The organism is Arthrobacter sp. AG1021, from assembly GCF_003633665.1.
Lineage (GTDB): Bacteria > Actinomycetota > Actinomycetes > Actinomycetales > Micrococcaceae > Glutamicibacter > Glutamicibacter soli.
This window is the reverse complement of the sequence record NZ_RBLB01000009.1, coordinates 255,489-281,126: the sequence shown is the minus strand read 5'-3', so window position 1 is coordinate 281,126 and position 25,638 is coordinate 255,489. Positions and strand designations below refer to the sequence as shown.

The following is a 25,638-nucleotide window of genomic DNA, read 5'->3' as shown; positions in this document are numbered from 1 at the left end:
AAGCGAGTAAAGTCGGGGGTGGATGAGAAGACGTACGACGAAGGAGAATCCCATGACTTTGAAAGAGCGCCTGCACGAGGACAGCATCACCCACCTGAAGGCGGGCAACGAGATGGAGAAAACCACGCTGCGCAATATCATCAGCACCATCGGGACCCGTGAGAAGTCCGGGAAGAACCCCACCGAGCTGAGCGACCAGGACGTGGAGAACTTGCTGCGCAAGGAGGTCGCCAACCGCGAGGAAACCGCCGCGCTCGCCGCCAAGGACGGGCGCACGGACTTGGCCGAACGGGAACTGGCCGAGGCGGCTTTCATCTCCACCTACCTGCCGAAGATGCTCGACGAGACCGAAGCCCGGGGCATTGTGGACCGGATCATGGCCGAGCTCGCGGCCGACCACGAGCTGACCATGAAGGACATGGGCAACGCCATGAAGCTGGTCGGTGCCGAGATCGCCGGCCGCTTCGACGGCAAGGCCGTTTCGCAGATGGTGCGCGCGAAACTCGGCTAGCCAACGGCGTTGCCTGTGGGCGGCGCGGGGACCAAGCGGCGCCGGATAGGCCGGGAGCGCCCGGCCCGATAGTCTGTGCCTACTATGTCTGATTTTTCCCCGCCCCGCCTTGCGCTGCCCAAAGGATTCGGCGTCCTGCTGGTCCTGGCCATCATCTTGGCGTCGATCAACTTGCGCCCTGCAGTCACCTCGCTCGGGACGCTGCTGGATCCGGCCATCGAGGACCTGCAGATGAACGGGTTCATCGCAGGCATGATCACCGGAGTCCCTCCGCTGTGCTTCGCGCTGCTGGGACCGCTGGCCCCGCGCCTGACAGGCAAGCGCGGGCCGGAACTGGTCGTGATCGCCGCCATGGGCGCCATCCTCGCCGGAATCCTGCTTCGGTCGGCCGCGCCGGAAACCTGGACATTCCTCCTGTGCACCGCGTTGGCGCTGGCCGGAATCGCGGTGGGCAACATCCTGATGCCGGTGCTGGTCAAGCGGTGGTTCCCGCACAAGATCGGCGTGGTCACCGGTGCATACACCACGGCGGTGGCGCTGGGCGCCTCGGCTGTGGCAGGAGTGGCCGTCCCGGTCAATGACATGCTCGGCGGCCACTGGCGCATCGGTTTGGCGGTGTGGGCGCTGCCCGCGCTGCTGGCCCTGGCGGTCTGGCTTGTTGTCTACCTCGGCTTGCGCTCCCAGATCGCCGCGCAGCATGGCGAATTCGGACGGAACCATGTCCAGGCCGCAACCATAGGCCCCATGTACAAAAATCCGACGGCCTGGTGGGTTGCCTTGTTCTTCGCCGGGCAGTCCTCGGTCGCCTATATCTTCATGGGTTGGGCTCCGAAGATCTTCGCCGATTTGGGCATGGATCCCATTGAAGCCGGTGCGCTGCTGGCGATCCTGCTAGGCGTGGGTGTCCCGTTGTCATTTGTGATGCCAGCGCTGGCCGCGCGGTTCACCCACCAAGGGCCGTTGGTGATCATCAACGGCGTGGCCGGGCTGATCGCGGTGGCCGGCATGCTCACTTTCCCGCTGGAAGGCGCCTATCTCTGGGTGATCCTGTTGGGCATCTGCGGATCGAATTTCCCGCTCGCCCTGACCATGATCGGGCTGAAAGCCCACAGCGCCGCCGGGGTAGCGAAGCTTTCGGCCTTCGGACAGTCGGCCGGCTACTTGATCGCGTTCCCCGGTCCGTTCGCCGTCGGGGCGCTGTATGAGGTCACCGGGTCATGGACCTCCCCCATCTGGCTTATCGCGGCGTTGATCGTGTTCCAGACCTACACCGGAATCATGGCCGGGCGCCCGCGCTATATCGAAGACCAGCAGCGCACGCAGGTGCGTTGATACCAATTTGCCGTTGGCATCTCGTGCAACGCGTTTAGCGGCCCATGAAACGGTTGCACCCAAGCAAACGAGTGCGAGCTGCTTGGCGTACCTCCAGCTCGCTGTCAGCCTAGCCCGAACGGGTAGCGTCGACCATGCCTAGAAAATCTAGGCAGAAATCTATATAGTTTTTTATGGCCACCATGAGTATTACAGACGCATCCCGTACGGGAATTTCGGCATTGGTAACCGCTGCTGAAGAAGGCAAAGATACGTCTTTGTCACGCCACGGAAAGGTTGTGGCTGAAATCGTGTCAGCTAGGGAGATCGCGCAATTACGCCGTGATCGCGAAACCCTTCGGGATGCTGCTCTGGTAATGGCGCGCTTCGCAACAGATAGCGGGGTGCGTACCGATCTGGATCAAGCCATGGAGTTCTTCAACTTGAATCGTGCGGAGCTCGAAGCGGAGAACGCTCGCGAAGCCGATCCTGAGAATTCGTGAATCAGCCCGGGGAACGGTTGTGCATCGTCCGGTTGACCGAAGACGCGGTAGCTGACCTCTATCGACTGCATAGGAAAGATCCCAGGATCGTACGCGCCGTTTTCAAGAAGATGCTCCTATTGGAAAAGTCACCCGATGCGGGGGAGCCCTTGCTTGGTGCCCTGATTGGTTTTCGTAAACTCGTCGTGGGAGACAGGGACTGGAGAATTGTTTGGCGCGTTACCGAAGATGCGTCCGGCGTACCAGTGCTCGATATTTCTGAAGTGTGGGCAGTCGGTGTCCGCTCGGACGGAGAAGTGCATGACGAGCTGACCCGGCGGGTCGCACGCATGGGCGATGATCCTCGGGTTCAGCCACTCAAAGACGTCATTGTTCAAATGGGCAGACTCTATGAATCGATCGAAGCTACGCCCGAACCCCAGCAAGGAACTGGTCTCCCGGAATGGATGGAAACCGCATTGAAGGAACAGTTGCATCTTTCGAAGCAAGCCATCTCGCTACTTACCGAACATCAAGCGCAGCAAAAAGCTGATGGAGCACTGGTCCCAGAATCGAGGCAACTAGCCAGCGTGTCGAACATGGTGCTCAAGAATTCCAGTTGCTGTTGGCTAATGGACCGGGAACCCGGACCCGTCTGAGATCGGCGGGCAAGCAATTTGACGGCCTCGCAAGCGGAATGAGCGGATCCACGATTTAGCCGGCAATGGCATCCGGAGCCTCATTGGACCCGTCCACGTGTTTGCCGATTCCCAAGTCCGCCCGTCGCCCGGCCGCTTGCCCGGCTAGCACGGCTCCCATGCTGCCCCTGCTCGCCCGGTTTCTGGAAGCGCGCAGGTACGGGTAGTTGTCGCTGACAAACTCGTCGACCTGGTGTTTGCGGTCCACCAAGACCAAGTCGGTTCCCGTTCCGGCTTGGGCGCTTTCCTCCTGGTAGAGCCCCTGGATCCTCATGGCGACCTGCACGTAGAAGCTGCGCTGGAATTCCCGCCGCTCGATCTGCTTTGCCGAATCGGTCCACAGCGCTGACTGGAATTTCCCCTCGGTATCCCACCAATGGGTCATGGCAAGGGTTGCTTGGATGACCAGCGACGAAAAGAGCGTCTTTACGGTTGCCACATCGGATTCGTGGCCGATGATGTAGAGCCTGCATGAATTCGAGTAGTTGGTCTGGAGGAGCGTGACGGTGCGGAACGCTCGCCCAACTTGCGACAGGCCGTCGCGCTGTCCCAGCCGATAGACGCCGTGCATCTCGAAGTGTTCCTCGATGATGGCTTCTTGCTTCTTGCCCTGGTGCGCGGATTGCGCATCGAGTTCCGCCCTGCCGATGCCGTAGCGCACCATCAGCCGCTCGGCATGTTCCTGGAAGGCCTGGGCCTCGTGCGGGTAGCTGGTGTTTTCGGCCTTGTTCAGCAGGAGCGTGATGCGCTCCTTCAGGCGCTGGAGCTTGTGTTCTGAATTCTTCATGATGCTTTCCTTGGCGGTGGCGAGCAGGCTTCGGATGAAGCCGGCGGGGCGTTCTCAGGCCCAGTGTGGCACGACGGAGGAAAGTCGGCTGACAGGGATGTGGATAACTACTTTGTACCAGTTGAAACGGACATAAATCGGCTCTAGCCGGTTTGCGGAACCGCGCGTAGAGTGAAGGAACCCAACTGGTCCTGTGGTTTTTGGTTCAGGGACCCCAAGTGAACTCCGAGAGGTTGTCATGGGAGATTTTCGGACATACACCATGGAAGAACGCGCCACCTACCTTGCTCCGCCCTGCGAACGCTGCGGGCAGCACCGCCATGTGGTCTGGGAAAAGGTCGAAGGCACCAACGGCTACAAGCCGCGCGATGCCGGTTGCTCCAACGAAGCCTGCACCGCCTAGCTCGAGGAGCTGCGGCAATGGCAAGAGCCGGGAAAACTGTTCACGCAGTTTTCCCGGCTCTTGCCGTCTGAGCGGAATCGTCCTAGATCCGCAGGCCCAGCGTGGAGGAGATGCGCACGGAGGCTTCGGCGAGCACCGAGGCGATATGCTGTTCGTCCAGATCGCGCGGGGGATAGATGACCGCGATGGCGGCCGGCTTGCCCTGTGGCAGCAACAGCGGCACGGCGATCGATGTCAGTCCCGGGATCACCTCGTCGTGGCTGAATTCGAAGTCCTTGGCGGGGTATTGCTCGGGATGGAGCTGGGAACGGATGACGCGTCCCGGAGCCCCGTTGTCGATGGGGTGCCGGGTGCCCGGGCGCTGGGCCACGGTGGCATCGGCCAGCCGGGGTTCGGCGGTGCTCAGTGTGACGGCGGCTTCGCCGTCGAAAACCACCAGCAGGGCGGTCATCTGCAGCTGGTCCGACACCGTGGCTAGATGCGGGGCGGCGGCGGCTTGCAGGGACTTGGCGACGTTGCGGGCCAGGGCGCCCAGCCGGGCGCCGAGTTCCAGGTCTCCGGAGGGCATACGCTCGACGAACCCGTACTGCTCGAAGGTCTTCACCAAGCGGTAGGCCATCGATCGGTGGATGCCCAGTGCCTCGGCGAGTTCGGAAACGCTGAGCGGCCGCGTGGATTCACCGATCAGGGTCAGTGCTTCCAGCCCGCGTCCCAGGGTCTGGGATCCGCCTTCAATGCTGCCCTTGGAGGTTTTGGTCATTGAACAATCTTTTCATTGCGGGCGTGGAGCACCGCATTTTCACGTATCGGAAGTGACGAAGGTCGACAACGCTTGTGACCTACGTCTTGAAGACAGCGTACTTGAAAGCTACTCTTGTATCTATAGTTACAACCGTGTCGCAAATATAGAGACAAAGATGTTTGTGTGACACCTCGAGGAGCCAAATAATGCAGATTCACCACAGGGGCTACGTCTCCGGAGATCCACGCGTCAAGCCTGCCGAGGGCTATGGCATTGACCGTTCCATGGAAATCCCTGATGAGATGGATGTGCTGATTGTCGGCACCGGCCCGGCCGCCGCAGTGGTCACCGCGCAGCTGTCCCGCTTCCCAAGCATCAACGCCCGCGCCATCGAGCTGCGTCCGGGCCGTCTGGACGTCGGCCAGGCTGACGGCATCCAGGCTCGTTCGGTGGAGACCTTCCAAGCCTTCGGTTTCGCCAACGAGGTTGTCGAGGAGGCCTACCGCAACGTTGAAATGTGCTTCTGGACCCCCGATCCGGAGAATCCAGCCAACATCAAGCGCCACTCCCGCGCGGCCGATGACTCCACCGGCATGAGCGAATTCCCGCACATCTACGTGAACCAGTCGCGCATCCTGGACTACTTCCTGCGTGACGCCGAGCGCGCCCCGGGCAAGATCGTCCCGGACTACGGAGTCGAGTTCCTCGACTGCGACATCGACCCGGAAGCCGAGTACCCGGTCACCGCGCGCATCAAGTACTGCGCCGGCGAGCGTTCCGGCGAGGAGCGCACCGTCAAGGCCAAGTACCTGGTCGGCGGAGACGGCGCCCGCAGCTCCGTGCGCCGCTCCCTGGGCCACAAGCTGCACGGCGACGCCTCGATGCACGCCTGGGGCGTCATGGACGTCATGGTCAACACCGACTTCCCGGACATCCAGGTCAAGTGCTCCATCCAGTCCCACGACGCGGGCAACATCCTGCTCATCCCTCGCGAGGGCGGCTACCTGGTGCGCTTCTACGTGGACCTGGGCGAACTGACTGCCGAGGACGCCGGCGCCATCCGCAAAACCCCGGTGGAAGAGATCGTTGCGACCGCAAACCGCATCATCCACCCGTACACCATGGACGTGAAGAACGTCGCCTGGTTCTCCGTGTACGAGGTGGCCCACCGCATCACCGACGGCTTCGACGACGTCTCCGAGGACGAGCGCGGCTCCCGCACCCCGCACGCCTTCATCATGGGCGACGCCTGCCACACCCACTCGGCCAAGGCCGGCCAGGGCATGAACGTTTCCATCCAGGACGGCTTCAACCTCGGTTGGAAGTTGGCCGCGGTGCTCGAAGGCCGCGCCCCGGAATCCCTGCTGGATTCCTACGCCGAAGAGCGCAAGGTCATCGCCCAGAACCTGATCGACTTCGACAAGGAATGGTCCACCCTGATGGCCAAGTCCGTGGACGACTGGGAAGATCCGGACGAGCTGGAGAAGTACTACACCAAGACCATGGAGTTCCCCGCCGGCTTCATGACCCAGTACACTAAATCCTCCATCACCACCGGCACCGAGCACCAGGCGCTGGCCGCGGGCTTCCCGGTGGGCAAGCGCTTCAAGTCCGCCGAGGTCATCCGCCGCTCGGATAACCGCTGGCGCCACCTGGGCCACCTGCACGAGGCGGACGGCCGCTGGCGCGTCTACGCCTTTGCCGACCAGGCCGCCCCGGCGCTGGAAGGCACCGCCATGGCTGACTTCGCCGCCTGGTGGAGCCAGGATGAAGCCTCGCCGCGCAACCTGTACACCCCTGCCGGGGGCGATGAGGATGCTGTCTTCGACCTCAAGGCGGTCTACCAGCAGGACTACACCGAGGTGGAGCTGCACGACGTGCCCAAGGCGTTCCAGCCGCTCAAGGTTCCCTTCGGCCTGCACGACATCAACCAGGTGTTCTGCGCCGGCCACGGCCGCGACATCTTCCGCGACCGCGAGATCAGCACCGACGGCGCCATCGTGGTGGTCCGCCCGGACCAGTACGTGGCAGGCATCTTCCCGCTGACCGCCCGCGCGGAGATCGCTGACTTCTTCGCCGGGAACATGGTTCCGGCCAAGAACAGCATCAAGGCCTAGCCTGGCCGCTTGAACACAGATCGGCGGCAGCCGGCGGTCCCTCGGGGCCGCCGGCTGCAGCCGTGTTGCGTGCGGGAGCCTGTTCCGGGGGCTGGGTTTGGTAGCGTCGGGGCATGAGCGGATTTCTCGACTACCAACCGGTGCGGCGCGTGGCCGAGCATTCGCTGGCTCCGATGCCGCGCGGGGCCTGGCCTGCCACCATCCCTGCTGTGGAGCAGCTGCTCGACGACGGCCTTGAGCTGGCGCCGCTGACGGTGCTGGTGGGGGAGAACGGCTCGGGGAAATCCACCATCGTGGAAGCCATCGCCGCCGCCTACGGGCTGAACGCGGAGGGCGGCACCATCAACGCGCGCCACCAGACCCAGCCCACCGAATCGCGGCTTTCAGGGCATCTGCAGCTGGTGCGCAGCGCGGGGGCTTCGCGGGCAGGGGTGTTCCTGCGTGCCGAAACCATGCACGGGCACTTCGCCTACCTGGATTCCATCGGCTCCGCCGGGATGCACAACTTCCAGAGCCACGGCGAATCCTTCATCGAGTTCTTCACCGACCGCTCGCGGATCAACGGGCTGTGGATCTTCGACGAAGCGGAGTCGGCCCTGTCCTTCAACGGCTGCCTGATGCTGCTCTCGCACATCAGCGACCTGCTCAGGTCCGGATCCCAGGTCATCATGTCCACCCACTCGCCGATCCTCGCCTCCCTGCCGCAGGCAAGGCTCTACGAGATCGGCGAATGGGGACTGCGCGAAAGCACCTACGACGACCTGGAGATGGTGCGCAACTGGCGGCTGTTCCTCGATGCGCCGGGGCGCTACCTGCGGCACTTCGAGAACTGAGTCATTCCGACTCGGCCTCAACCGCCGCCCCGGCCAGGACCAGGTCCTCCCAGGCCATGCCCGAGCTCTTGAAGACCACCGGCCCGTTCCCGCGCAGCAGCTGCGGCTCCCGGACCGCGCGGGCCATCGGCACCAGGTCCTGCGCTGACAGCTCGCCCTCGGTGATGGCCATGACGACATCGCCGCATTCACGCAGCGCGGTGGCGATATCCTCGACCACCACGGTGGAGCGCCCGAGCAGCGCGGCGGGCAGCTCACGGGCGTCCGGCTCGTGGGACCCCACGGCCACCACCACTGCTGAGGGATTGACCAGCTGCGTGTTGAACAGTGGTTCTCGGGCTGTGGTGGTGCAGATGACCAGCCCGGCTGCCGCGGTGGCTTCCTCGGCCTTGGCGGTGCCGGCTGCCACGACCTCGATGTCCTGCAGGTGCGCGTAGTTCTGCGTCGACCGCACCACCGCGGTCACCGACTCGATCTCCCGGCGGCCTTCCAGCACCGCGCGCAGGGTCAACAGGTGGGACATGCCCTGCTGCCCTGCGCCGTAGAGCACCACGCGCAGCGGGCCGTCGCAGACCAGCAGGGCATCCTCGATAGCGGCCAGCGAGACCGCGGCGGTGCGCACATTGGTCAGCGCCACCCCGTCGATCAACTGGCGCGGGGTCAGCGTTTCTGAGTCGAAGAGGATGTAGGTTCCCTGGATGCGCGGCAGGTCGCGCGCTGGATTTCCCGGGGCCACGGAGAGCACCTTGATGCCGGCGATAGCTCCGGCTTCCGAGGGCATGAGCAGGAACTCGCCGGAGCTCAACCGGCTGCTGATCCGCTGGTGGTCCTCGGCGGGATCGAAGCCCGCTCGCAGGGTGTCGCGCAGCGCGCGCACGGCGCGGACCGGGCTGACGCGGTCGTAGAATTCGCCGGCGGTGAGAAACGGGATCGAGATGCTCATCGCAGCACGAATCCCGGAGTCAGCTCATCGCGCGGGTCCACGATGAAGGTGTGCTCGCCGGTCTGGTAGGCGGTGCCGGTGACCTGCGGGATGACGGCGGAATCCCCGTCGACCTGCTGGTGCTCCAGGACCACGGCCTGGAACTGCGATCCGACAATCGAGCCATGCTGCAGCAGCTGGCCTTTGGTCAGGAAGCCGCGGTTGGTGAGCGTGGCGACGCGGGCGCGGGTTCCCGACCCGCAGGGGGAGCGGTCCACCTCCCCGTCGGCGAAGACCGTGGCGTTGCGCTGGATCACCTCGCCCCCGGTCGAGAGGTCCTCGAACACGATGGTCCCGTAGATGCCGCTGAGCCGTGCATCGCTCGGGTGCTGTGCGTGCGCTGAATCGTTCAGGGCCCACTTGATTTCGCGGCCGATCGCGATGATCTCGCCATAGTTTTCGGGCGTGACGCTCAGGCCGACCGAAGCCGCATCAAGCTGCGCGTAGATGGCCCCGCTGAAGCTGACGTCCACGGCGACTTCTCCGCGTGCGGTCTGCACGGCGACGTCCTTGGAAATGACGTAGCTGGCCACGTTGATGAAGTCCGCGTGAGTGACCGCGCCGTGGGCATCGGTGTGGACGCGGGAGACGACCCGGCCGGAAGGCACGTCGATGACCACGTCGGTCACGCCGGTTGGATCCGGCTGCACGATGCCGTGTTCCAGGGCCCAGACGCCCAGCGCGATGGTGCCGTGGCCGCAGGCGGTGGAGAACCCGTCCTTGTGCCAGAACAGCACGCCGAAGTGCGCGCCGTCGTCGTTCGGGGCGGTGACGAAGCCGCCGTACATGTCTACATGCCCGCGCGGCTCGAAGCACAGGATCTGGCGGATCCGCTCCACCTGGGGTGAATTCATGGCGAAGACCCGCTTGGAGGGAACATCGGGACCTTCGAGGGCCACTGGCAAGTTCGCCACGATGCGGAACGGCTCGCCCGCGGTGTGGTAGTCGATGCTGGTGTACTTTTCGGGTGGCATTCAGGCTCTCCGTCGGGGTCTGGATGAAATGGAATCGTGCGTGATCTCTGATTCCAGTACAGGAAGACCAGTGCTATGTAATATATTACTTCTCCTGTGGCGTCGCGGGGAGCGGCCAATCCCTTGACAGGGTGGGCGGCATCGCTGAAACAATTCGCAGATTCGGGAACCATCCATGCTTCCCCTAAGGTTAAAGAGGTAGACGAAGGGATGGCACGTGGCCAAGAAACAATCAATTTGGGCTCGAATTTTCGGTATCGGCAAGGCGAACGCTAACGCGGCGATCGACGCGCTGGAAGACCCCAAGAAGATGCTGGACCAGACCGTCCGCGACTACACGAACAACATTGCCGAAGCTGAGCAGGCGGTGGCCCAGACCATCGGCAACCTGCGCATGGCCGAGGAAGACCTGGCCAAGGCGCAGAACGAAGTGAAAGAGTGGGGTTCCAAGGCCCTGGCCGCCTCGAACAAGGCCGAGGAATTCGCCGCCGCAGGCGATGCCGCCAACCAGCAGAAGTTCAACCAGCTGGCTACTGTAGCGATCCAACGCCAGATGGCCGCGGAGAAGAAGGCCGGTGCGCTGGCTTCCACCGTGGGAACCCAGAACGAGGTCGTTGACAAGCTCAAGGCTGGCCTGAACACCATGCAGACCAAGCGCCAGGAGCTGGTTTCCAAGCGCGACGAGCTGGTGGCCCGCGCCCGCAACGCCAAGACCCAGAACCAGATGATGGACACCATCAAGGCTCTGGACATCAACGACCCGAGCAGCGAGATCAGCCGCTTCGAGCAGAAGATCCGCCAGGACGAAGCGAAAGTCCGCGGTGCGGCCGAGCTCGCGGCGTCCTCCCTGGATTCCCAGTTCGCGCAGCTCGAGGATCTGGGTGCCGCCACTGAAGTCGACGCGCGCTTGGCCGCGATGAAGGCTGCCAATGCCCCGGCCGCCGAGATCCTGGAAGAAGCGGACGGCGCGGCGCAGCTGGAGGCCTCCGCCCCTGAAATGTCGGAAATCGAGGCGCGGCTGGCTGCCATGAAGAAGAACCAGGCCTAAAACCTCACCGAACGCACGAAAACCCGGGCAACGGGTCTGCATATCGTGCGGGGTGTCCCGGCGGACGCAGGCAATGATGCTCGGTGGTTCAATCGTTTCGAAGGGAAATCGAGAAGCAGGGCTCCACGGTGCGCGCCGTTGGAGGTGACGGTCGCCGTGCCCGAGCGCTGATTTCGCCGAATATCCCGCGTGCTGCTCGCAAACGGGGGTTTGCCGCATTCAGAGTGCCCGGCATTAAGGATGAGTCGCTGGAATTCGATTGGGCCATGGTTGAACAGATCCGTCCGCAGATCGACCAGCCGGATCCAGCGTGGCCGAGCATCTTCGCGGGTATTGCCATCCCCACGCTGGCCATTGGAGGCGGGCCGCAAAGCTTCGTCCCCTCCGAACACGTTGAACAGCTCGGTCGCATCATGCCTGACTGCCGTGTGGAATCCCTGGACACCGGACATCTGGTGCATGCCACCGACCCGGAAGGGTTCGTACAGCTCGTCCGCGCGCATCTCGACCACGTTTAACGCTGCAAGGGACCCACAAAGGGAGTGCACCGGCTTCTGCCGGCGCACTCCCTGGCTGCTTCTTTTTCTATTCGCCGCTGGCTTCAGTTCCCGGGGACAGCACCGCGGAGCCGGCCGATACTTCCACGCTGATCTGATGCTTGGAGCTGCTGGAATTATCCAGGTTGTTCTCCAAGGATCCCGCTGACGCATCCGACACCACGTGGTAGCTGGTGTCCGGGACAACCAAGTCCATCCAGCCGGCGCTGACCCGGGCATTGACGGAGCTTGGCGCGGTCCCGTCGAGCTCGGCCGACATGCGCCCGGCCGAAACTTCCAGGGTCGCGGTGTCCACGTCGCTGAGCACCAGGCCGGCGAATCCTGCACCGAGCTTTGCATCCACCGTATGCGCCGATCCCAACATATTCAGTTCGCCTGCGCTGACGTCCAGCCCGAGATCGTTGAAGTTGCCGTTGGCCCGGAATTCGCCGGCTCCGAGCTCGAACTTCGCATCCAGGGTTCCGTTGTTCAGTTCTTCCGGCAGCGTCAGCTTGATCTCATTGTCGGCCTTGGTGCAGCCGAAGAAGCAGAAGTCGTTCCAGCCCGCCGGTGGGCGGACTTGCAACGTCGATCCCGACCGGTTCAGCGCCCAAGCGCTTCCCGAGGTGCTGCGGACCTCCAGCACCGCTTCGGTCGTGTCGGTGAACTGCAGCTCGAAGCTGCCGGAGTTCGCCTGGATATCCAGCGCCGTAATGCCTTTGGCATCCGCGGTCTGCACGACGTGGCTGCTGTTCAGCGTGGCCATCGCGCTGCGTGCCGCACCGATTCCGACGGTCAGCAGCGCCAGCACGCCGATCACGGCCAGGATGATGTTCAGCGCCGTGGCGGATCCCCGCGGCGCGGGTTCCTGCGGGGGCAGGGGGTTCAGGGTCTGGGTGCTCATGGGTTCGTCCTGTCTGTGCGGTTGGTGCCCAGGGTTTCGATGTGGGCCAGGGCGGCCAGCACACGCCGGTTGCCCATTCCGTCGGCTTCCAGTCCGAGCTTCTGGAAGATGGAGGTGATGTATTTTTCGACGCTGGCCTCGGAGAGGAACAGCAGCGCGGCAATGGCTTGGTTGGACTTGCCCTCGGCCAAGGCTGCGAGCACGGTGCGTTCACGGTCGGTCAGCTGCTGCATTTTTGAATCATGGTTTCGCCGGGTCAACAGCTGTGCCACCACTTCCTGGTCCAGTACGGTGCCGCCGGAGGCGATCTGCTCCAGGGAGGCGATGAAGTCCGCGACATCCGCCACCCGGTCCTTGAGCAGGTAGCCCAGGGCGCCGGACTGCGTGGCGATCAGATCCGAGGCGTAACGCTCCTCCACGTATTGGGAAAGCACCAGCAGCGGGAGGTTGGGGTAGCGGCCGCGGACTGCCAGCGCCGCCCGGATGCCCTCGTCCGTGTAGGTGGGCGGAAGCCTGACGTCCAGGATGCAGATCTGCGGGAAGTTCTCCGGTTCCGCAGTCTGAAGGAAGCCCATGAGTCCGGTGGTGTCCGGCAGGTCGGCCACGACCTCGTGGCCCGAGTGGGCCAGCAGGCGGACCAGGCCCTCGCGCAACAGGACCGAGTCTTCGCAGATCAAGACGCGCATGGCACGTTCACCTCCAGTGCGGTGGGACCGCCCTGCGGGCTGTCCAGCGTAATGGTTCCCCCTGCCGCGACCACGCGGTTCGAGATGCCGTCCAGTCCGCCGCCCGGGATGATGCGGGCGCCGCCGGTGCCGTTGTCCTCGATGCGGGCCCACAGCATCGGCTGCTCCTGTCCGACGGCGCGTTCGCGCACCGTGACCCGGCAGTTCGAGGCCCGCGAGTGCTTGGCCGCGTTGGTCAACGCTTCGGCGATGGCGAAATACACCGCCGCCTCCGCATGCCGGGCGTAACGCCCGGTGAGCTGGACATCGAGCTGTACAGGGATGTGCGAGCGTCCGGCGATGGCGGACAGCGCCGCGTCCAGCCCGCGGTCATCGAGCACCGAGGCGTAGATGCCCCGGGTCAGTTGCCGCAGCTCGGTGATGGCCGACTTGGTGGAGGCATGCGCCTCGGCCACCAGGGCCTTGGCCTGCTCGGGGTTGCTGTCGATCTGCTGGTGCGCCAGGCCGAGGGTCATGGCCACGGAGACCAAGCGGGGCTGGACCCCGTCGTGCAGGTCGCGTTCGATGCGGGTGCGCTCAAGCTCCGCGGCGCGCATCGCGCCTTCGCGCTGCACCGCGGTGGTGCGCACGCGTTCGGTCAGTTCGGTTTCCCGAGCGGTGGATCCGATGATTCCCACGGTGACCGCGCGGTGCATGAAGATCATGGCCACGGCCAGCGCCGCGCCGAGCAACGCGACGACCAGCATCCAAGGGGCCTGGCCGGCGGGAATATTCATGCCGAAGGGACCGGGGACGTTTTCAGCCTGGGTCAGCGGGGCGAAAGCGGTTACGCACAGTCGGATCATCCATTCCAGTCCACTGAGCATGGTGGCGCCGGCGAAGCATGAAATCACGAAGCTGCCGAAGGCCGCCCACATCCGGCCACTGGCCAGATTGCGTCCCAGCGATCGGACATAGGCTCCGAATCCGGGGTGCTGGCGGGGGCGCCAAACCAGCGGCTCGACCCGGAGGTCGTAGAGGTCGGAAACCCGACGAATCTCGAACCGTGCCAGGCCGAAGAGCGCGTAGAGCAAACCTGTCAGCACGAGGAGCCCGAAGCCGAGCAGGAACGTCAGCCCAACGCCCGCGGCAAACCAGGCAATGACCAGCGGGAGGACAACCACGCCGAGGGTTCCAAGGGCTGCCAGATGCAACAGCGTCAAGCCAAGTCGCAACGGGGGACGAGCAGGAAGCACGCCCGATTGGGTCTGCAGTGTTGAAGTCATGACTCAATCCTATTGAGCAGGGTTTTGCTGCAACACCGAGGGAACCGGAGAACATTGGTAGGGAAAACCCGAATGCGTGCCCGCCGAAGATGACAGACTGATGCCATGCACAATCTGGTGGCAGCAGTATTCGTTGAACCGGTGGCCCCCGACCAGTACTTCCGGCACGAGGACTGGCCGCTGCACATCACCCTGCTGCGTTTCGACCTGCCCGAGGCTCCAGGGGTCCTGGACCGCTTTGCCGAACAGCTGTCGGAGGCCGCCCGTCCCGCGCTGGGCGTCGGGCTGGAAGTCGCCGGACAGGCCTGGTTCGGCCGCCAGGAGAACCTGCTGGTGTCGCTGGTGGAGCCCGATCCGGCCCTGCAGCTGCTGCATGAGCGGCTGTGCGAAATCGTGCTGGAAAACCGGGGGCGCATTGCTTCGGTCCGCTTCACCGGCCCGGGCTATCGTCCGCACATCACCCATCACCACGGGCGCAGCCGCACGCAAGGGGATGCCATTGCGCTGGAGCGGATCGCCCTGGTGGACATGGCCCCGGGCGGAGACCACGCGTGGCGCCAGGTGCTGCATCTGGTGCAGCAGAACAGCTGAGCAGGGCACGGTAGGCGCCCCCGCATCGTTCCTGCGTACTTCGCGGCGGGGAATTAATCTGGTGTTAGCGCCGACTCCACCAACCGGCCAACCGCCGAACCTAGATTGGCTACCATGGGCAGGTTATTTGTTGCGGTGGGCGACTCATTCACCGAAGGGGTAGGGGACTGGGAACCCCGGCTGCCCAACGGGGTTCGCGGCTGGGCGGACCGCGTGGCCAAACAGCTGTCCAAGGCGGACCCCAGCTGGCGATACGCCAACCTGGCCATTCGAAGCCGGCGGCTGGACCGGATCATTAACGAGCAGATCGACGCCGCCATCGCGTTGAAGCCGGACGTCATCAGCTTCTACGCCGGCGGCAACGACATCCTGGAACTGCGGCAGGACATGGACCGCTTTCTCGACCGCTACGAAGCGGCGGTGGACCGCCTGGCCTCATCCGGGGCGCAGATCCTGCTGTTCACCGGATTCGATATCCCGGTGCATCCTGCGTTGGTCCCGTTCAAGCACCGGAACTGGAAGTTCAACGACAGGGTCCGGCAGCTGGCCCGCAAGCATCCGGATACCGTGACCTTGGTCGACTACTGGGCCTGGGACATCTACCACGACCAGCGCATGTGGGACATCGACAAGCTGCACATGAACCGTGCGGGGCACCGCTACATGGCCATCAGGATCCTGGAGATCCTCGGATCCCAGCACCAGCTCGAATTCCAACCGCTGGAAGACATAAGGTGTTTGAGCCAGGTCCAGCTTCTACAGCGGGACATCGAATGGATACGCCAGTGGGTGCTGCCGATGTTCGGCAGACGGCTGCGTGGAATCACCTTGGGCGACAGCCTCGAACCGCGCTGGGAAACACCGATCTATCCGGCGAAGGGCATGAAAAAACAGTTCCGCAGACGCCAACGGGCGGCTGCGGAACTGCTGCACGGCGATGCCGAAGGGTCTGTGCGCTGACTAGGTTCCCGGATTCTCCATGGCTTCGGGGCTCATCCACGCGATTTCCCAGACATGGCCATCGGGATCCTGCACCGCGGCCTGGTACATCCCGGGGAACGGCTCATCTGCGGGCCGGTAGATGGCCCCGCCGCCGGCCTGAGCATTGGCGACGAACTCATCGACTTCTTCGCGGGTATCCGCCGACAACGCGTTGAGGCATTCGCGATGGCCCGGGCCTAAGGCAGGCTTGTCCTCGCCCACCAGGAAGCTCGAAAAGAACTCTTCTTGCAGCACCATCACCAGAATGTTCTCTGCGATGATCCATGAGGTGGCATTCTCGTCCGAGAAGGTGTCGTTCTTGGTGAAGCCCAAGGCTGCGTAGAACTTGTCGGCCCGCGTCAGGTCCGAGGTTGGAAGGTTGACGAATATCATCCGGCTCATGGGAGTCTCTCTTCGATATTGGATGGGATCAAGGCAATTCCGTCACAGTACTCTTCCGCATGACAGGCCCATGCGCAATGGTTTTGGCGAACTTCCCGGGCAAACGGGAAACCATGAATTTGGCATGTCGATCCCGGTCCTCAAAGTGGCCAGGCACGAGACTGGGATCATGTGGAAAACCAGCATCTCACCAGGGGCGGCGTTGATTGTTGCCGCGCTCTTCGCCAGCATCGGAATCTGGCGTGCGCTCGATGCACAGCCTTGGCAGGGCGGAGTAATGTTTGCGTTGGCGGCGGTCTGGATGGCGGTAGCCATGCGCCAAGCCCGGAAAACGGATCGTTAGCCGGTTCCCGGGCGACAATTCGGGCAATGGAAAACGCCGCGGCCCCGGCGCTGGTGGAGCGCGGAAGCCACGGCGGATTCGTGGACCAACAACCTGGAAATGGCTGCGGGTATCGTGCGGAAACCTAGATGAGAGCCTTGGTGATTTCCAGCGGGATACGATCGCGGGTGTAGGTGATCTGGTCGTAGCCGTGGGGTTCGGGCTTGCCGTCCGAGCCCATGTTCACGAACACCAGCTTTTCGATGGTTAGGATCGATTCCTGGGTGAAGATGTTGCGGACCTCTGCACGCAGGGTGATCGAGGTGCGTCCGAAATCGATGGCGGTCAGGCCCATCTCGATCAGGTCGCCTTCCTTGGCGGAAGCGATGAAGTTGATTTCAGACATGAACTTGGTGACCACGTGCTTGTTGCCGAGCTGGATGATCGAGTAGATCGCCGCTTCCTCGTCGATCCAGCGCAGCAGGCTGCCGCCGAAGAGCGTGCCGTTTGCGTTCAAGTCTTCTGGGCGAACCCACTTGCGCGTATGAAAAGTAATACCCTTAGCCATACTCAAAATGCTAGGTCAGGTCGGGGGCTGTTCGCTGTAAGTTGTTGCACAATGTAGGTGAAAACACACGCATTTGCGGCGTGCGGCAAGACGATGGAGACGCGGACCACCTGGGGGAAACGCCGCGGGCGTCATGCTGGGAATGTCAAAGTACGTCGAACGCGCCGGCTGGAGGTCTTCAGGGTGCCGCGTGCCAACAACCTGAGCTGTTGATAGTCTCTGAACGAAGCCAGAATTCGATTTCTTCGACGAAGAGCAAGGTGATCATGACCTATACCTCGGACGGGAATGAGAGCATTCCTACCGATTTTGATGACGTTGTCCAGCAGGTATCCACCGGTACTCTCGCCCATCAACGCATCGACGAGCTGCTGCTCGAAGCACATGAACGTTATTCGGACGTTGACGAGGGCCTGCTCGCCCACTACATACCAGTCCTGGGGCAGGTCGAGCCGGAAACCTTCGCCATTTCCATGTCGCACGTCGGCGGCACCGTGCACGGGGTGGGCGATTGCCACCACCAATTCTCCATCCAGTCCATCTCCAAGATGTTCGTTTACGCTCTGGTGCTGCAAGAGCACGGGCACGAAGTTGTCCATGAGAAGATCGGCGTCAACAACACCGGCATGCCATTCAATTCGGTGATGGCGGTCGAGCTGAACAACGGGCACCCGATGAATCCGATGGTGAACGCCGGGGCCATCTCGACGACCGAAATGATCGCAGGCAAGAGCGCCGCCAAGAAATGGGAGAACGTGCGCGAAGGGCTTTCGGCTTTTGCAGGCCGCCCGCTGACGCTGGACGACGAAGTGTACGAATCCGAATCCGAGGCAAACGAACGCAACAAGGCGCTGGGGCGGCTGCTCAAGAGCTACGGTCAGCTGGACGGAGACCCGAACAACGCGGTGGACATCTACACCAAGCAGTGTTCGCTGAACGTCACGGCGCACGATTTGGCGGTCATGGGTGCGACCCTGGCCGACGGCGGCATCAACCCCGTGACCGGCCAGCAGGTGGTCAGCGCGGATGTCTGCCGTGACACCTTGGCCACCGTCGCCACCAACGGGCTGTATGAGCGTTCCGGGGACTGGCTGTTCGAGATCGGTATCCCCGCCAAGTCCGGGGTTTCGGGAGGCATTGTCGCGGTGGCTCCGGGCAAGGGCGCCATCGGCGCGTTTTCGCCGCGCCTCGACATGGCGGGCAACTCCGTCCGCGGCCAGCTGGCCATCGGCCACCTTTCCCGTGCGCTGGGTCTGAACCTCTTCGCCTCGGCGCCTGACTCCGGCAGGTAGCCGCCACGATTCCGCATGGCTGATCGGCCATGTACCCTGGCCGGTCGGCCAGTCTTTTTTGTCGACCCGCAGCCCGTGCTTGGCTAACTGGAAAAACGACTGGCGTAATCTTTTGCGGCATCCATCGGCATTCCCATACGGGCTAGTCAAGGTGGCTTTATATGCCTGTTTGGGAGTTCTCGAAATAGCCGGTTGGCGAACGGGTGGGCTGTCGAGGCCATGGTGCTTTGGGTGGTGACCGAGTGCATGTTGTGCCCGTGTGGGAATCCGGATTCACTCGAAAGTAAGTGCGCGGGGAGCGCTCGGAAATTTTGAGGATTTGAATCATGAAGAAGACAACCAAGGCGACCATTGCCGCAGCCGCCGCCGGCGTCCTGCTGGTGACCGGAGCGGGAACCGTCGCGCTGTGGCAACAGACCCAAACCGTCGACGCGGGAACCGTGGAAACCGGCCACCTGACGCTCACCGTGGACGACAACGGCGTCTGGACCGACATCAGCGACGGCGGAGCAGGCGTGCCGTTCGATCCGACCACCGAGCAAATCGTTCCCGGCGACGTAGTGGCCTACACGCAGACCGTGCGGATTGACGCTGAGGGCAAGAATATCGAAGGCGCGCTGTCGGTGGGCACGCTGCAGGCGCTGCCGCCGGAGCTGCAGGACGAAATCGATCTCGGCCTTGAAATCGATGCCACGGCCGAAGGCCTGACCCAGGCCGGCAACGTGATTTCCTTTGCGGAGCAGGGTGTATACCAGGTGCCGGTTAAAATCACCGTGACCTTCCCAGCCGGAACTGCTGCATCCACGCCAACCGACACCATGGACAAGCCAATCGATCTGGACGCACTGACGCTGACGCTGGACCAGGTTCGCAGCTAGCGGTTGGTGGACTCACGAACCGGCATGCCGAAACCCCTGAAGTTCGCTGCGGCGGCGGCCGTGGTGCTGGTGCTGGGACTCAGCACCCAGACCACGGTCGCTGCTTGGCGTGCCGAAGGGCAGATCGATGCTGGGCAAGTCCGGACCGGTTCGCTGAGCCTGCTGGCGGGCAACGGCAGCTCGGCGGCGAAGGACTACGTCTTCGCCGAGCTTAATTCCCAGAATCTGCTGCCGGGGTCATTCGTGCAGGCTCCGTTGACCATCTCCAACGCCGGAACGACGCCGCTGGTTTACGGGCTGGCGGGAATCACCACGGGAACCGCATCGGGCAGCGCCAAGGACCTGGCGCTGGCGGGTGCAGGAACCATCAGCATCTATGCGGCAGTGCCGCCTGCAAGCTGCGCGGGAACGCAGCAGATCAGCGGACAGCTGCTCTATTCGGGCCCGCTGAACGCGAGCGCGGCCTTCGCCAGCCCGCGCGAGCTTGCGGCCGCAGGAACCCCGTCGGCCTCCGAAGCGCTGTGCGTCAGGCTCAGCCTTCCGGCCGGCACCTGGCAGGCTGCGGCCGGAGGCAGGATGGCGCCCGCCCTCAGCTTCACGGGACAGCAGAAATGACGGTGCTGACGCGGGCGCAACGGCGTCGGGAAGAACAGAAAACCGGGCCGTTCTGGTGGGCCGGCCAGGTCTTGTCCTGGCTGGCGCTCTTCATCGTGCTCTGCCTGCTTGCCGTCATGGTGGTCATTCCCCGGCTCGGCGGGGCCACCGCCTACACCGTGCTGACCGGATCCATGCGGCCGGACTTCCCTCCGGGCCGGCTGGTCGTGGTCAAACCGGTTCCGGTTGAAGCCATCGAGGTGGGAGACGTGCTCACCTACCAGCTTGAATCCGGGGAACCCGGCGTGGTGACCCATCGCGTTGTCTCGGTGGCCTCGTCGCTTTCCGGCGAGCGGCAGTTCGTGCTGCGCGGGGACGCCAACAACACCGACGATGCGCCGATCGTCGCGGAACAGGTGCGCGGCAAGCTCTGGTATTCGCTGCCATGGCTCGGCTACCTGAATTCAGCGCTCAGCGCTTCGCAGCGGACCTGGCTGACTTGGCTGGCCATCGGGGGACTGCTGTCCTATTCGCTGGTGATGTTCACCGGGGCATGGCGGGAGCACCGCGGGAAGAAGGCGTCATGAAGTTCGCGGCGCCAACCAGGGCCATGCTGTCAGTGGTGCTCGCAGGCAGCCTGCTGGGCGCGGGGACCCCCGGAGCGCACGGGGACGGAGATGACCCGCGGGGCCTGAGCTACAGCGTGGACGGCGGCGAATTCCGGGAAAGCCCGGGCGAACTGTTCGGCGGAGAAATCCGGCTCGTTCCCGGAGACCGGCTGACCGGAGAGCTCTCCATCCGCAATGACCGGCCCCATCCCATCGAAGTCACGGTAAAACCAGTGGTTTCGGCCCCCGCCGCCGGGCTGAAGTTTGCGGTGGCGGGAAACCCCACGATGCGGCTGGATCCGCAGCAGCGCGCAAACTTCGCCTTGGAGGCAAGCCTGCCGGTTTCTGCCGGAAATTCCTCGCAGGACCGGGAGCGGTCGCTGAGCCTGGACATCAGCGCGATCGAGGTCGCCGGCGGGATCCCGCAGGAACCCGAATCGCCGGAGGCCCCGCAGCCGCCGGGCAGTCCCCATTCTCCTGACGTGGAAGGGGAGCGTCCGCCGGACGAGCTGGGATCCACCGGCTTCAGCGGCTGGGCGATCCCGCTGGCGCTGGGCATGGCCGGGGCCGGCGCAGCGCTATATCTACGTTCGAAGCAACACGGCGCCCAGGCGCAGGCACCCCAAGGAGCATCTCAATGAGCAGACGATCGGTACAGGTCAAGGCGATCCTGTCGATGGGAATCCTGGTAGGCCTCGGCTCGGTGTCCACGCTGGCAGCATGGACCGGAACCGCCACTGCGACCTCCAGCATCACCGCGGCGAAGGTGTCGCTCGGTGTCGGGGCAACCGCTTCCGGCGCGACCGCCGAAAGCTACACGGTGCCGGTCTCCTCGGTGAACTGGTACCCGGGAGCCAGCGCCGCGGCCGTAGTTGTCGTGAGGAACACCAGCTCCGTCGCGCTGCCGTATTCCATCAAGGGCAGCATCACCGAAAGCGGCGGCGTCGAACTGGGCAAGGCCATGCAGGTGCTGGTGAAGACCGGCGCCACAGTCAGCGGCACCGCACCGAACGCCACCTGCTCGGGAGGCACCGCCTTGGTGACCAAGTCCGCCGGTTCAGCCTTCGGCGCCGATGCCGTCCGTCCGGTCTTGCCCGTGGATGCTTCGGAAACGCTCTGCGTGCAGTATTCGCTGCCCGTGAACGCGGCCAACAACCTGCAAGGCGCCAGCACGAAGCTGGACGTGGTCTTCACCGGAACGGTGGGCTCATAGGGTGCGGAATCAAGAACGTAGCAAGCCTAGTGCACGCCAAGGGAACCGGCTCCAGCGCCTTGCGCTGAATGCCGGGGCGTTTCTCGGTTCGCTGTGCCTGCTCATGACGCTTGCGGCCCTGCTGTTCGGGCTGAAGCCGCTGGTTTTCGTCAGCGGATCGATGGGACCCGGCATCCCCGCCGGATCGTTGGGGCTGGCTGTTCCCACCCCGGTTGAGGATGTTGCCGTGGGGGACGTGGTGTCGGTGGTCACCAGCGACGATGTGAGGGTGACGCATCGGGTGGCCGCAAAGACCGAAGCGGGGCTGATCCTCAAGGGTGATGCCAATCCCGTCGCGGATCTGCACCCGTATGCGGTCGACAGCGCCGACAAGCTGCTGGTCAGCTTCCCGGGTGTGGGATACCTCGTGTCGTGGCTGTCCCAGCCATGGGCGTATTTCCTGGGCGGGCTGCTGTGCGCCTACCTGCTCTATGTCGCGTTTTTTAAGAGGGACGGCGCCGGGAAGCGGCTGAAAGATCCTGCTGGCGGTACCACCGATGAGCAACTGCCCAAAAAGTCGATCTCCAAAATGTTTCTCGGCTTATCGGTTCTTTCGACTATTCTCTCGGCCGGGTTGATCAGTGGTCTGGTAATGCATCCAGTTTCGATTCTGACGACTCAGGCGGCCTTCACAGGTTCAGCCAAAGCAACGACAGGCGCGCTGACAGCACGAAGCATGCCGACCGTTCCCGGGACATTGAAATGCACCACTACTGGCGGCATACTTGGCGCTGCGACTAGTGCAGAAGTCGTGTGGAGCCCCGCAACGACTCTACCCCCGGGAGCTAAGTACGCCGTCAGAGTTCAGTCAGTCGCGGGAGATATTCGATACCTGAGCGCGAACGCCGGTACCGAGAAGATTAGTTTTAATGGCGGCCTCAGCCTGCTGGGGCTCCTGTTCGGCAAGGCGCAAACCTTCGAAGCGCGAATTCTCACGGCCACTACTACCGATGGTGCTGCGGTGAATGAACAAGGCACGAATATCGGCTGGTCGTCGCCCGTCAGCAGCGCGCCGAAAATCTCGATCGACTACAAGCCAGGGGTGCTCATTCTTGACAGCTACTCATGCCCCAAGGCTTGACAGCCCAGGATCCTTTGGATGAGGCGGCAACAATGTGCCCAAGCCGTTCAGTACAACATCCAATCCGAGCAAGAAGGTCTTTTCTGCTCGGAGTGTGTCGCTTAGTCCCTCGTTCAAGGCCTTTTTGAACGCGGGAGAAGAATCTTCATCTGCTTCCCATACATTCTCCGGCGCCGCTGCATCGAGCGCAGATCCAAGGACGAACGAATCGATGATGGTGATTGCGTGAAGTCGTTCTCTGGGCTCGAACCCTGCATGCTCCAGCACCTCGGCCAACGCATCGTAGACCCTAAGGGTGGTGCGGTCCCGCACGGTATGGCTGGTCAGCAACGGGATCAGCCGCGGGTGCTTTGAATACGATTCCCAGTAGGACGTGGCGATCTGCCGCACGGTTTCCTGCCAGCCGCCCGAATCGCCGTCCGGCAGGCTGATCGCCGACATGGCGCGGCCGCGCATCAGCTCGATGATCTCGTCCTTGCCCGCCACATGGTTGTAGAGCGAGGATGCCGTCACGGACAGCGCCTTGGCCAGTTGCGGGAGCGTGAACTCGCCGTGCTTGTCGACCAGTTTCAACGCCGCGGCGGCAATCGCGTCCGGGCTGAGCTTGGGCTTGGAGGGACGTGCCATGGCATCCACTGCCTTCCTGTCGGGGCCTTCTACCCGAGCATATCCGAATTAAACGAAAATCATTCGTTTACCTCTTGCGTGTGACGCGGGACACTGCTTATCCTGTAAACGAATCACATTCGTTTTAGCGATGGAGCATAGCCATGAAAGAAATACTCGCCCTCACCCCGCCGGCCTCTCCGGCCCGCGTGGACGCCGCCGAGCGCGGGGAACTGACGGTCGCGCTGGTCCAGCACCGCTGGCACGAAGACCCGCAGGCACTGCGCGACGAACTGGAAGACGGCATCCGCCGCGCGGCCTCCCGAGGGGCCAAGATCGTGTACCTGCCGGAGCTGACGCTGAGCAAGTACCCGGCCTTCGTGGTGCCGAACCCGGACGCTGCCGACGAGTCCGCCGAGGACCTGGAGAGCGGGCCGACCGTCGCCTTCGCCCGCGACATGGCCGCGCGCTACTCCATTCATGTGCACATTTCGCTGTTCTGCAAGGCCCCGGCCGAGGACGGCCTGGGACTGAACACCGCCGTGGTCGTGTCGCCGCAAGGCGAAATCGTCGCGCTGACCAACAAACTGCACATTCCGCGCACCGCCGGCTACTACGAGGACAAGTACTTCCGCGAAGGCCCGAGCGAGGATCCCTACCCGGTGCACCGCCTCGAGGAGCTGAACGGCCTGGCCATGGGCTTGCCCACCTGCTGGGACGAATGGTTCAGCGAACCGCCGCGCATCTACTCGCTGGCCGGCGCGGACCTGGTGGCCTACCCGACGGCTATCGGCTCCGAACCGGACCACCCGGACTTCGACACCGAACCGCTGTGGCGCCAGACCATCATCGGCAACGGCATCGCCAACGGGCTGTTCATGGTGGTCCCCAACCGCTGGGGCGACGAAGGCGCACTGACCTTCTACGGTTCCTCCTTCATCTCGGATCCGTATGGCCGCATCCTGGCGCGCGCTCCGCGCGACGAATCCGCCGTCCTGGTGGCAACCCTGGATTTGGACGCCCGCCGCGACTGGCTGACGCTCTTCCCGTTCCTGCGCACCCGCCGCCCGGAAACCTACGGCGCGCTGACCGAAGCCCGTGCCGAGTCCGGTCTGGGAGAGATGGGGAGCTCCCATGTCTGAGTTCCTCATGCCCGCGGAAACCAATCCGCACGAACGCATCTACATGGCCTTCCCCTCCGGCGGCTACACCCTGGGCGACACCGCCGAGGAGGCCGAAGCCGCGCGCAGCACCTGGGCCGCGGTGGCCAAGGCCGTCGCCCGCTTCACCCCGGTGACCATGGTCGTGGACCCGCAGGCCGAATCGGACGCCCGCCGCCACCTGGGCGAGGAGGTCAGCTACGCGCTGCGCGAGCTGGACGACGCCTGGATGCGGGACATCGGGCCGACCTTCGTGCGCGACGCCTCCGGCGAACTGGCCGCCATCGACTGGAACTTCAACGGCTGGGGTGCCCAGTCCTGGGCCTCCTGGGGCAAGGACTCGAAGATCGCCGCCCAGGTCGCGCAGCTGGAGCAGACCGCCCGGGTGCAGTCCTCGATCACCAACGAGGGTGGCGGAATCCACGTGGACGGCGAGGGCACCATGCTCGCCACCCGCAGCGTCCAGCTGGACCCGGGACGCAACCCGGAAGCCAGCGCCGCGGACATCGAGGCCGAGTTCGCCAAGCAGCTCGGCGCGCAGAAGGTCATCTGGCTGGAGCGCGGGCTGACCCGGGACAACGAGGAGTTCGGCACCCGCGGCCACGTGGACATCGTCGCCTGCTTCGCGGAACCCGGTGTGGTGCTCTACCACGACCAGCAAGACCCGGCCCATCCGGACCATGCGATTTCCGCCGAGGTGCGCAGCCTCCTGGAGGCGGCCACCGACGCCAAGGGTCGCAAGCTGCGCCTGGTCCCCGTCCCGGCGCCCAAGACGCTGAAGGACGAGGAAGGCTGGGTGGACTACTCCTACATCAACCACCTGGTCACCAATGGGGGAGTCATCGCCTGCTGCTTCAACGATGAAAACGATGCGCAGGCCGCGCGGATCCTCGCCCAGGCCTACCCGGGCCGCGAGGTCGTCGCGGTGGACGCCACCGAGCTGTATGCCCGCGGCGGAGGAATCCACTGCATCACCCAGCAGGTTCCGAAGCGATAGAACACCCCGCCCGGTAAAGGATCCAGT

General features: G+C 63.8%; 31 protein-coding genes. 21 read left to right on the top strand and 10 right to left on the bottom strand.

The genetic code is table 11. From position 1 onward, the window contains the following. Positions 1-52: 52 nt before the first annotated feature. From DFO58_RS12495 to DFO58_RS12480, 4 genes are all read left to right on the top strand, one after another. The gene (locus DFO58_RS12495) at positions 53-511 is read left to right on the top strand and encodes a GatB/YqeY domain-containing protein (RefSeq protein WP_053798895.1); all 459 of its coding nucleotides are present in this window, start codon (positions 53-55) and stop codon (positions 509-511) included. An 84-nt stretch (positions 512-595) separates the two neighbouring features. Further along, complete coding sequence (locus tag DFO58_RS12490; RefSeq protein WP_244910847.1) at positions 596-1,843, top strand: MFS transporter; 1,248 nt, start codon at positions 596-598, stop codon at positions 1,841-1,843. Between the two features lie 182 nt (positions 1,844-2,025). Then, positions 2,026-2,325 (top strand): prevent-host-death family protein, encoded by a 300-nt coding sequence (locus DFO58_RS12485; RefSeq protein ID WP_120991404.1) that lies wholly within the window; start codon positions 2,026-2,028, stop codon positions 2,323-2,325. After that, positions 2,322-2,963 (top strand): type II toxin-antitoxin system RelE/ParE family toxin, encoded by a 642-nt coding sequence (locus tag DFO58_RS12480; protein ID WP_286163581.1) that lies wholly within the window; start codon positions 2,322-2,324, stop codon positions 2,961-2,963. Before DFO58_RS12485 ends, DFO58_RS12480 begins: the two co-directional genes overlap by 4 nt. A 55-nt stretch (positions 2,964-3,018) precedes the next feature. Here the strand turns inward: DFO58_RS12480 and DFO58_RS12475 are convergent, their stop codons facing one another. Further along, positions 3,019-3,789 carry a DUF2786 domain-containing protein gene (locus tag DFO58_RS12475; RefSeq protein ID WP_113607076.1) on the bottom strand — a complete coding sequence of 257 codons (771 nt, stop codon included), beginning with the start codon at positions 3,787-3,789 and terminating at the stop codon, positions 3,019-3,021. Between the two features lie 262 nt (positions 3,790-4,051). On the opposite strand from DFO58_RS12475, the gene DFO58_RS18520 reads away from it, so the two are divergent. Further along, on the top strand, positions 4,052-4,192 hold the full coding sequence (locus tag DFO58_RS18520; RefSeq protein ID WP_181728092.1) for a hypothetical protein: 141 nt from the start codon (positions 4,052-4,054) through the stop codon (positions 4,190-4,192). Between the two features lie 82 nt (positions 4,193-4,274). Here DFO58_RS18520 and DFO58_RS12470 read toward each other — a convergent pair whose 3' ends face one another. Beyond that, positions 4,275-4,952 (bottom strand): helix-turn-helix domain-containing protein, encoded by a 678-nt coding sequence (locus DFO58_RS12470; RefSeq protein ID WP_120991174.1) that lies wholly within the window; start codon positions 4,950-4,952, stop codon positions 4,275-4,277. A 188-nt stretch (positions 4,953-5,140) separates the two neighbouring features. Between DFO58_RS12470 and DFO58_RS12465 the strand changes: the two genes are divergently transcribed. Both DFO58_RS12465 and DFO58_RS12460 read left to right on the top strand, forming a co-directional pair. Beyond that, entirely contained in the window at positions 5,141-7,051 is a 1,911-nt protein-coding gene (locus DFO58_RS12465; RefSeq protein ID WP_120991172.1) for an FAD-dependent monooxygenase, read from the top strand. A 113-nt stretch (positions 7,052-7,164) separates the two neighbouring features. Next, positions 7,165-7,884, top strand: coding sequence for an AAA family ATPase (locus tag DFO58_RS12460; protein ID WP_053798890.1), 720 nt, complete (start codon positions 7,165-7,167; stop codon positions 7,882-7,884). 1 nt (position 7,885) lies between these two features. On the opposite strand, the gene DFO58_RS12455 is transcribed toward DFO58_RS12460, so the two are convergent. Continuing rightward, positions 7,886-8,827, bottom strand: coding sequence for an ornithine cyclodeaminase family protein (locus DFO58_RS12455; protein ID WP_120991170.1), 942 nt, complete (start codon positions 8,825-8,827; stop codon positions 7,886-7,888). Further along, a complete protein-coding gene (locus DFO58_RS12450) occupies positions 8,824-9,840 on the bottom strand; it encodes a proline racemase family protein (RefSeq protein WP_120991168.1) in 1,017 nt (338 codons plus the stop codon). Before DFO58_RS12450 ends, DFO58_RS12455 begins: the two co-directional genes overlap by 4 nt. A 217-nt stretch (positions 9,841-10,057) precedes the next feature. Here DFO58_RS12450 and DFO58_RS12445 point away from each other — a divergent pair, with 217 nt between their 5' ends. Together DFO58_RS12445 and DFO58_RS12440 are read left to right on the top strand one after the other, a co-directional pair. Next, complete coding sequence (locus DFO58_RS12445; RefSeq protein ID WP_120991166.1) at positions 10,058-10,888, top strand: PspA/IM30 family protein; 831 nt, start codon at positions 10,058-10,060, stop codon at positions 10,886-10,888. A 266-nt stretch (positions 10,889-11,154) separates the two neighbouring features. Then, a complete protein-coding gene (locus DFO58_RS12440) occupies positions 11,155-11,406 on the top strand; it encodes a hypothetical protein (protein ID WP_120991164.1) in 252 nt (83 codons plus the stop codon). Between the two features lie 67 nt (positions 11,407-11,473). On the opposite strand, the gene DFO58_RS12435 is transcribed toward DFO58_RS12440, so the two are convergent. The 3 genes from DFO58_RS12435 to DFO58_RS12425 are packed head-to-tail and all read right to left on the bottom strand — an operon-like array spanning position 11,474 to position 14,279. After that, the gene (locus DFO58_RS12435; protein WP_120991162.1) at positions 11,474-12,328 is read right to left on the bottom strand and encodes a hypothetical protein; all 855 of its coding nucleotides are present in this window, start codon (positions 12,326-12,328) and stop codon (positions 11,474-11,476) included. Continuing rightward, positions 12,325-13,014 (bottom strand): response regulator transcription factor, encoded by a 690-nt coding sequence (locus DFO58_RS12430; protein WP_047120212.1) that lies wholly within the window; start codon positions 13,012-13,014, stop codon positions 12,325-12,327. The genes DFO58_RS12435 and DFO58_RS12430 overlap by 4 nt, the downstream gene beginning before the upstream one ends. Next, positions 13,002-14,279: a histidine kinase gene (locus tag DFO58_RS12425; protein WP_120991160.1), complete on the bottom strand. Its 1,278-nt coding sequence runs from the start codon at positions 14,277-14,279 to the stop codon at positions 13,002-13,004. Before DFO58_RS12425 ends, DFO58_RS12430 begins: the two co-directional genes overlap by 13 nt. 105 nt (positions 14,280-14,384) lie before the next feature. Between DFO58_RS12425 and DFO58_RS12420 the strand changes: the two genes are divergently transcribed. After that, on the top strand, positions 14,385-14,870 hold the full coding sequence (locus DFO58_RS12420; protein WP_120991158.1) for a 2'-5' RNA ligase family protein: 486 nt from the start codon (positions 14,385-14,387) through the stop codon (positions 14,868-14,870). Between the two features lie 114 nt (positions 14,871-14,984). Further along, entirely contained in the window at positions 14,985-15,830 is an 846-nt protein-coding gene (locus DFO58_RS12415) for an SGNH/GDSL hydrolase family protein (RefSeq protein WP_120991156.1), read from the top strand. Here DFO58_RS12415 and DFO58_RS12410 read toward each other — a convergent pair whose 3' ends face one another. Next, positions 15,831-16,253, bottom strand: coding sequence for a VOC family protein (locus DFO58_RS12410; RefSeq protein WP_047120208.1), 423 nt, complete (start codon positions 16,251-16,253; stop codon positions 15,831-15,833). Between the two features lie 70 nt (positions 16,254-16,323). Between DFO58_RS12410 and DFO58_RS12405 the strand changes: the two genes are divergently transcribed. After that, on the top strand, positions 16,324-16,596 hold the full coding sequence (locus DFO58_RS12405; protein ID WP_147407280.1) for a hypothetical protein: 273 nt from the start codon (positions 16,324-16,326) through the stop codon (positions 16,594-16,596). Between the two features lie 124 nt (positions 16,597-16,720). Here DFO58_RS12405 and DFO58_RS12400 read toward each other — a convergent pair whose 3' ends face one another. Next, positions 16,721-17,143, bottom strand: a complete 423-nt coding sequence (locus tag DFO58_RS12400) for a hotdog domain-containing protein (protein WP_082123998.1) — start codon at positions 17,141-17,143, stop codon at positions 16,721-16,723. Between the two features lie 266 nt (positions 17,144-17,409). On the opposite strand from DFO58_RS12400, the gene glsA reads away from it, so the two are divergent. From glsA to DFO58_RS12365, 7 genes are all read left to right on the top strand, one after another. Then, positions 17,410-18,435: a glutaminase A gene (gene glsA / locus DFO58_RS12395; protein WP_120991402.1), complete on the top strand. Its 1,026-nt coding sequence runs from the start codon at positions 17,410-17,412 to the stop codon at positions 18,433-18,435. Between the two features lie 326 nt (positions 18,436-18,761). Next, positions 18,762-19,313 (top strand): alternate-type signal peptide domain-containing protein, encoded by a 552-nt coding sequence (locus DFO58_RS12390; RefSeq protein WP_120991152.1) that lies wholly within the window; start codon positions 18,762-18,764, stop codon positions 19,311-19,313. Positions 19,314-19,337: 24 nt separating this feature from the next. Further along, positions 19,338-19,928, top strand: a complete 591-nt coding sequence (locus DFO58_RS12385; protein ID WP_120991150.1) for a hypothetical protein — start codon at positions 19,338-19,340, stop codon at positions 19,926-19,928. Further along, complete coding sequence (locus DFO58_RS12380) at positions 19,925-20,494, top strand: signal peptidase I (RefSeq protein ID WP_047120206.1); 570 nt, start codon at positions 19,925-19,927, stop codon at positions 20,492-20,494. Before DFO58_RS12385 ends, DFO58_RS12380 begins: the two co-directional genes overlap by 4 nt. After that, positions 20,491-21,156 carry a hypothetical protein gene (locus DFO58_RS12375; protein ID WP_120991148.1) on the top strand — a complete coding sequence of 222 codons (666 nt, stop codon included), beginning with the start codon at positions 20,491-20,493 and terminating at the stop codon, positions 21,154-21,156. Before DFO58_RS12380 ends, DFO58_RS12375 begins: the two co-directional genes overlap by 4 nt. Continuing rightward, positions 21,153-21,728, top strand: coding sequence for a SipW-dependent-type signal peptide-containing protein (locus tag DFO58_RS12370; RefSeq protein ID WP_120991146.1), 576 nt, complete (start codon positions 21,153-21,155; stop codon positions 21,726-21,728). The genes DFO58_RS12375 and DFO58_RS12370 overlap by 4 nt, the downstream gene beginning before the upstream one ends. 103 nt (positions 21,729-21,831) lie before the next feature. Beyond that, on the top strand, positions 21,832-22,848 hold the full coding sequence (locus tag DFO58_RS12365) for a hypothetical protein (RefSeq protein ID WP_147407279.1): 1,017 nt from the start codon (positions 21,832-21,834) through the stop codon (positions 22,846-22,848). On the opposite strand, the gene DFO58_RS12360 is transcribed toward DFO58_RS12365, so the two are convergent. Continuing rightward, positions 22,831-23,475 carry a TetR/AcrR family transcriptional regulator C-terminal domain-containing protein gene (locus DFO58_RS12360; protein WP_120991401.1) on the bottom strand — a complete coding sequence of 215 codons (645 nt, stop codon included), beginning with the start codon at positions 23,473-23,475 and terminating at the stop codon, positions 22,831-22,833. The two genes, DFO58_RS12365 and DFO58_RS12360, sit on opposite strands and share 18 nt — an antisense overlap. Positions 23,476-23,618: 143 nt before the next feature. Between DFO58_RS12360 and DFO58_RS12355 the strand changes: the two genes are divergently transcribed. Then, positions 23,619-24,596, top strand: a complete 978-nt coding sequence (locus DFO58_RS12355; RefSeq protein ID WP_120991142.1) for a nitrilase-related carbon-nitrogen hydrolase — start codon at positions 23,619-23,621, stop codon at positions 24,594-24,596. Continuing rightward, positions 24,589-25,611: an agmatine deiminase family protein gene (locus tag DFO58_RS12350; RefSeq protein ID WP_120991140.1), complete on the top strand. Its 1,023-nt coding sequence runs from the start codon at positions 24,589-24,591 to the stop codon at positions 25,609-25,611. The genes DFO58_RS12355 and DFO58_RS12350 overlap by 8 nt, the downstream gene beginning before the upstream one ends. The last annotated feature ends 27 nt before the right edge of the window (positions 25,612-25,638 follow it).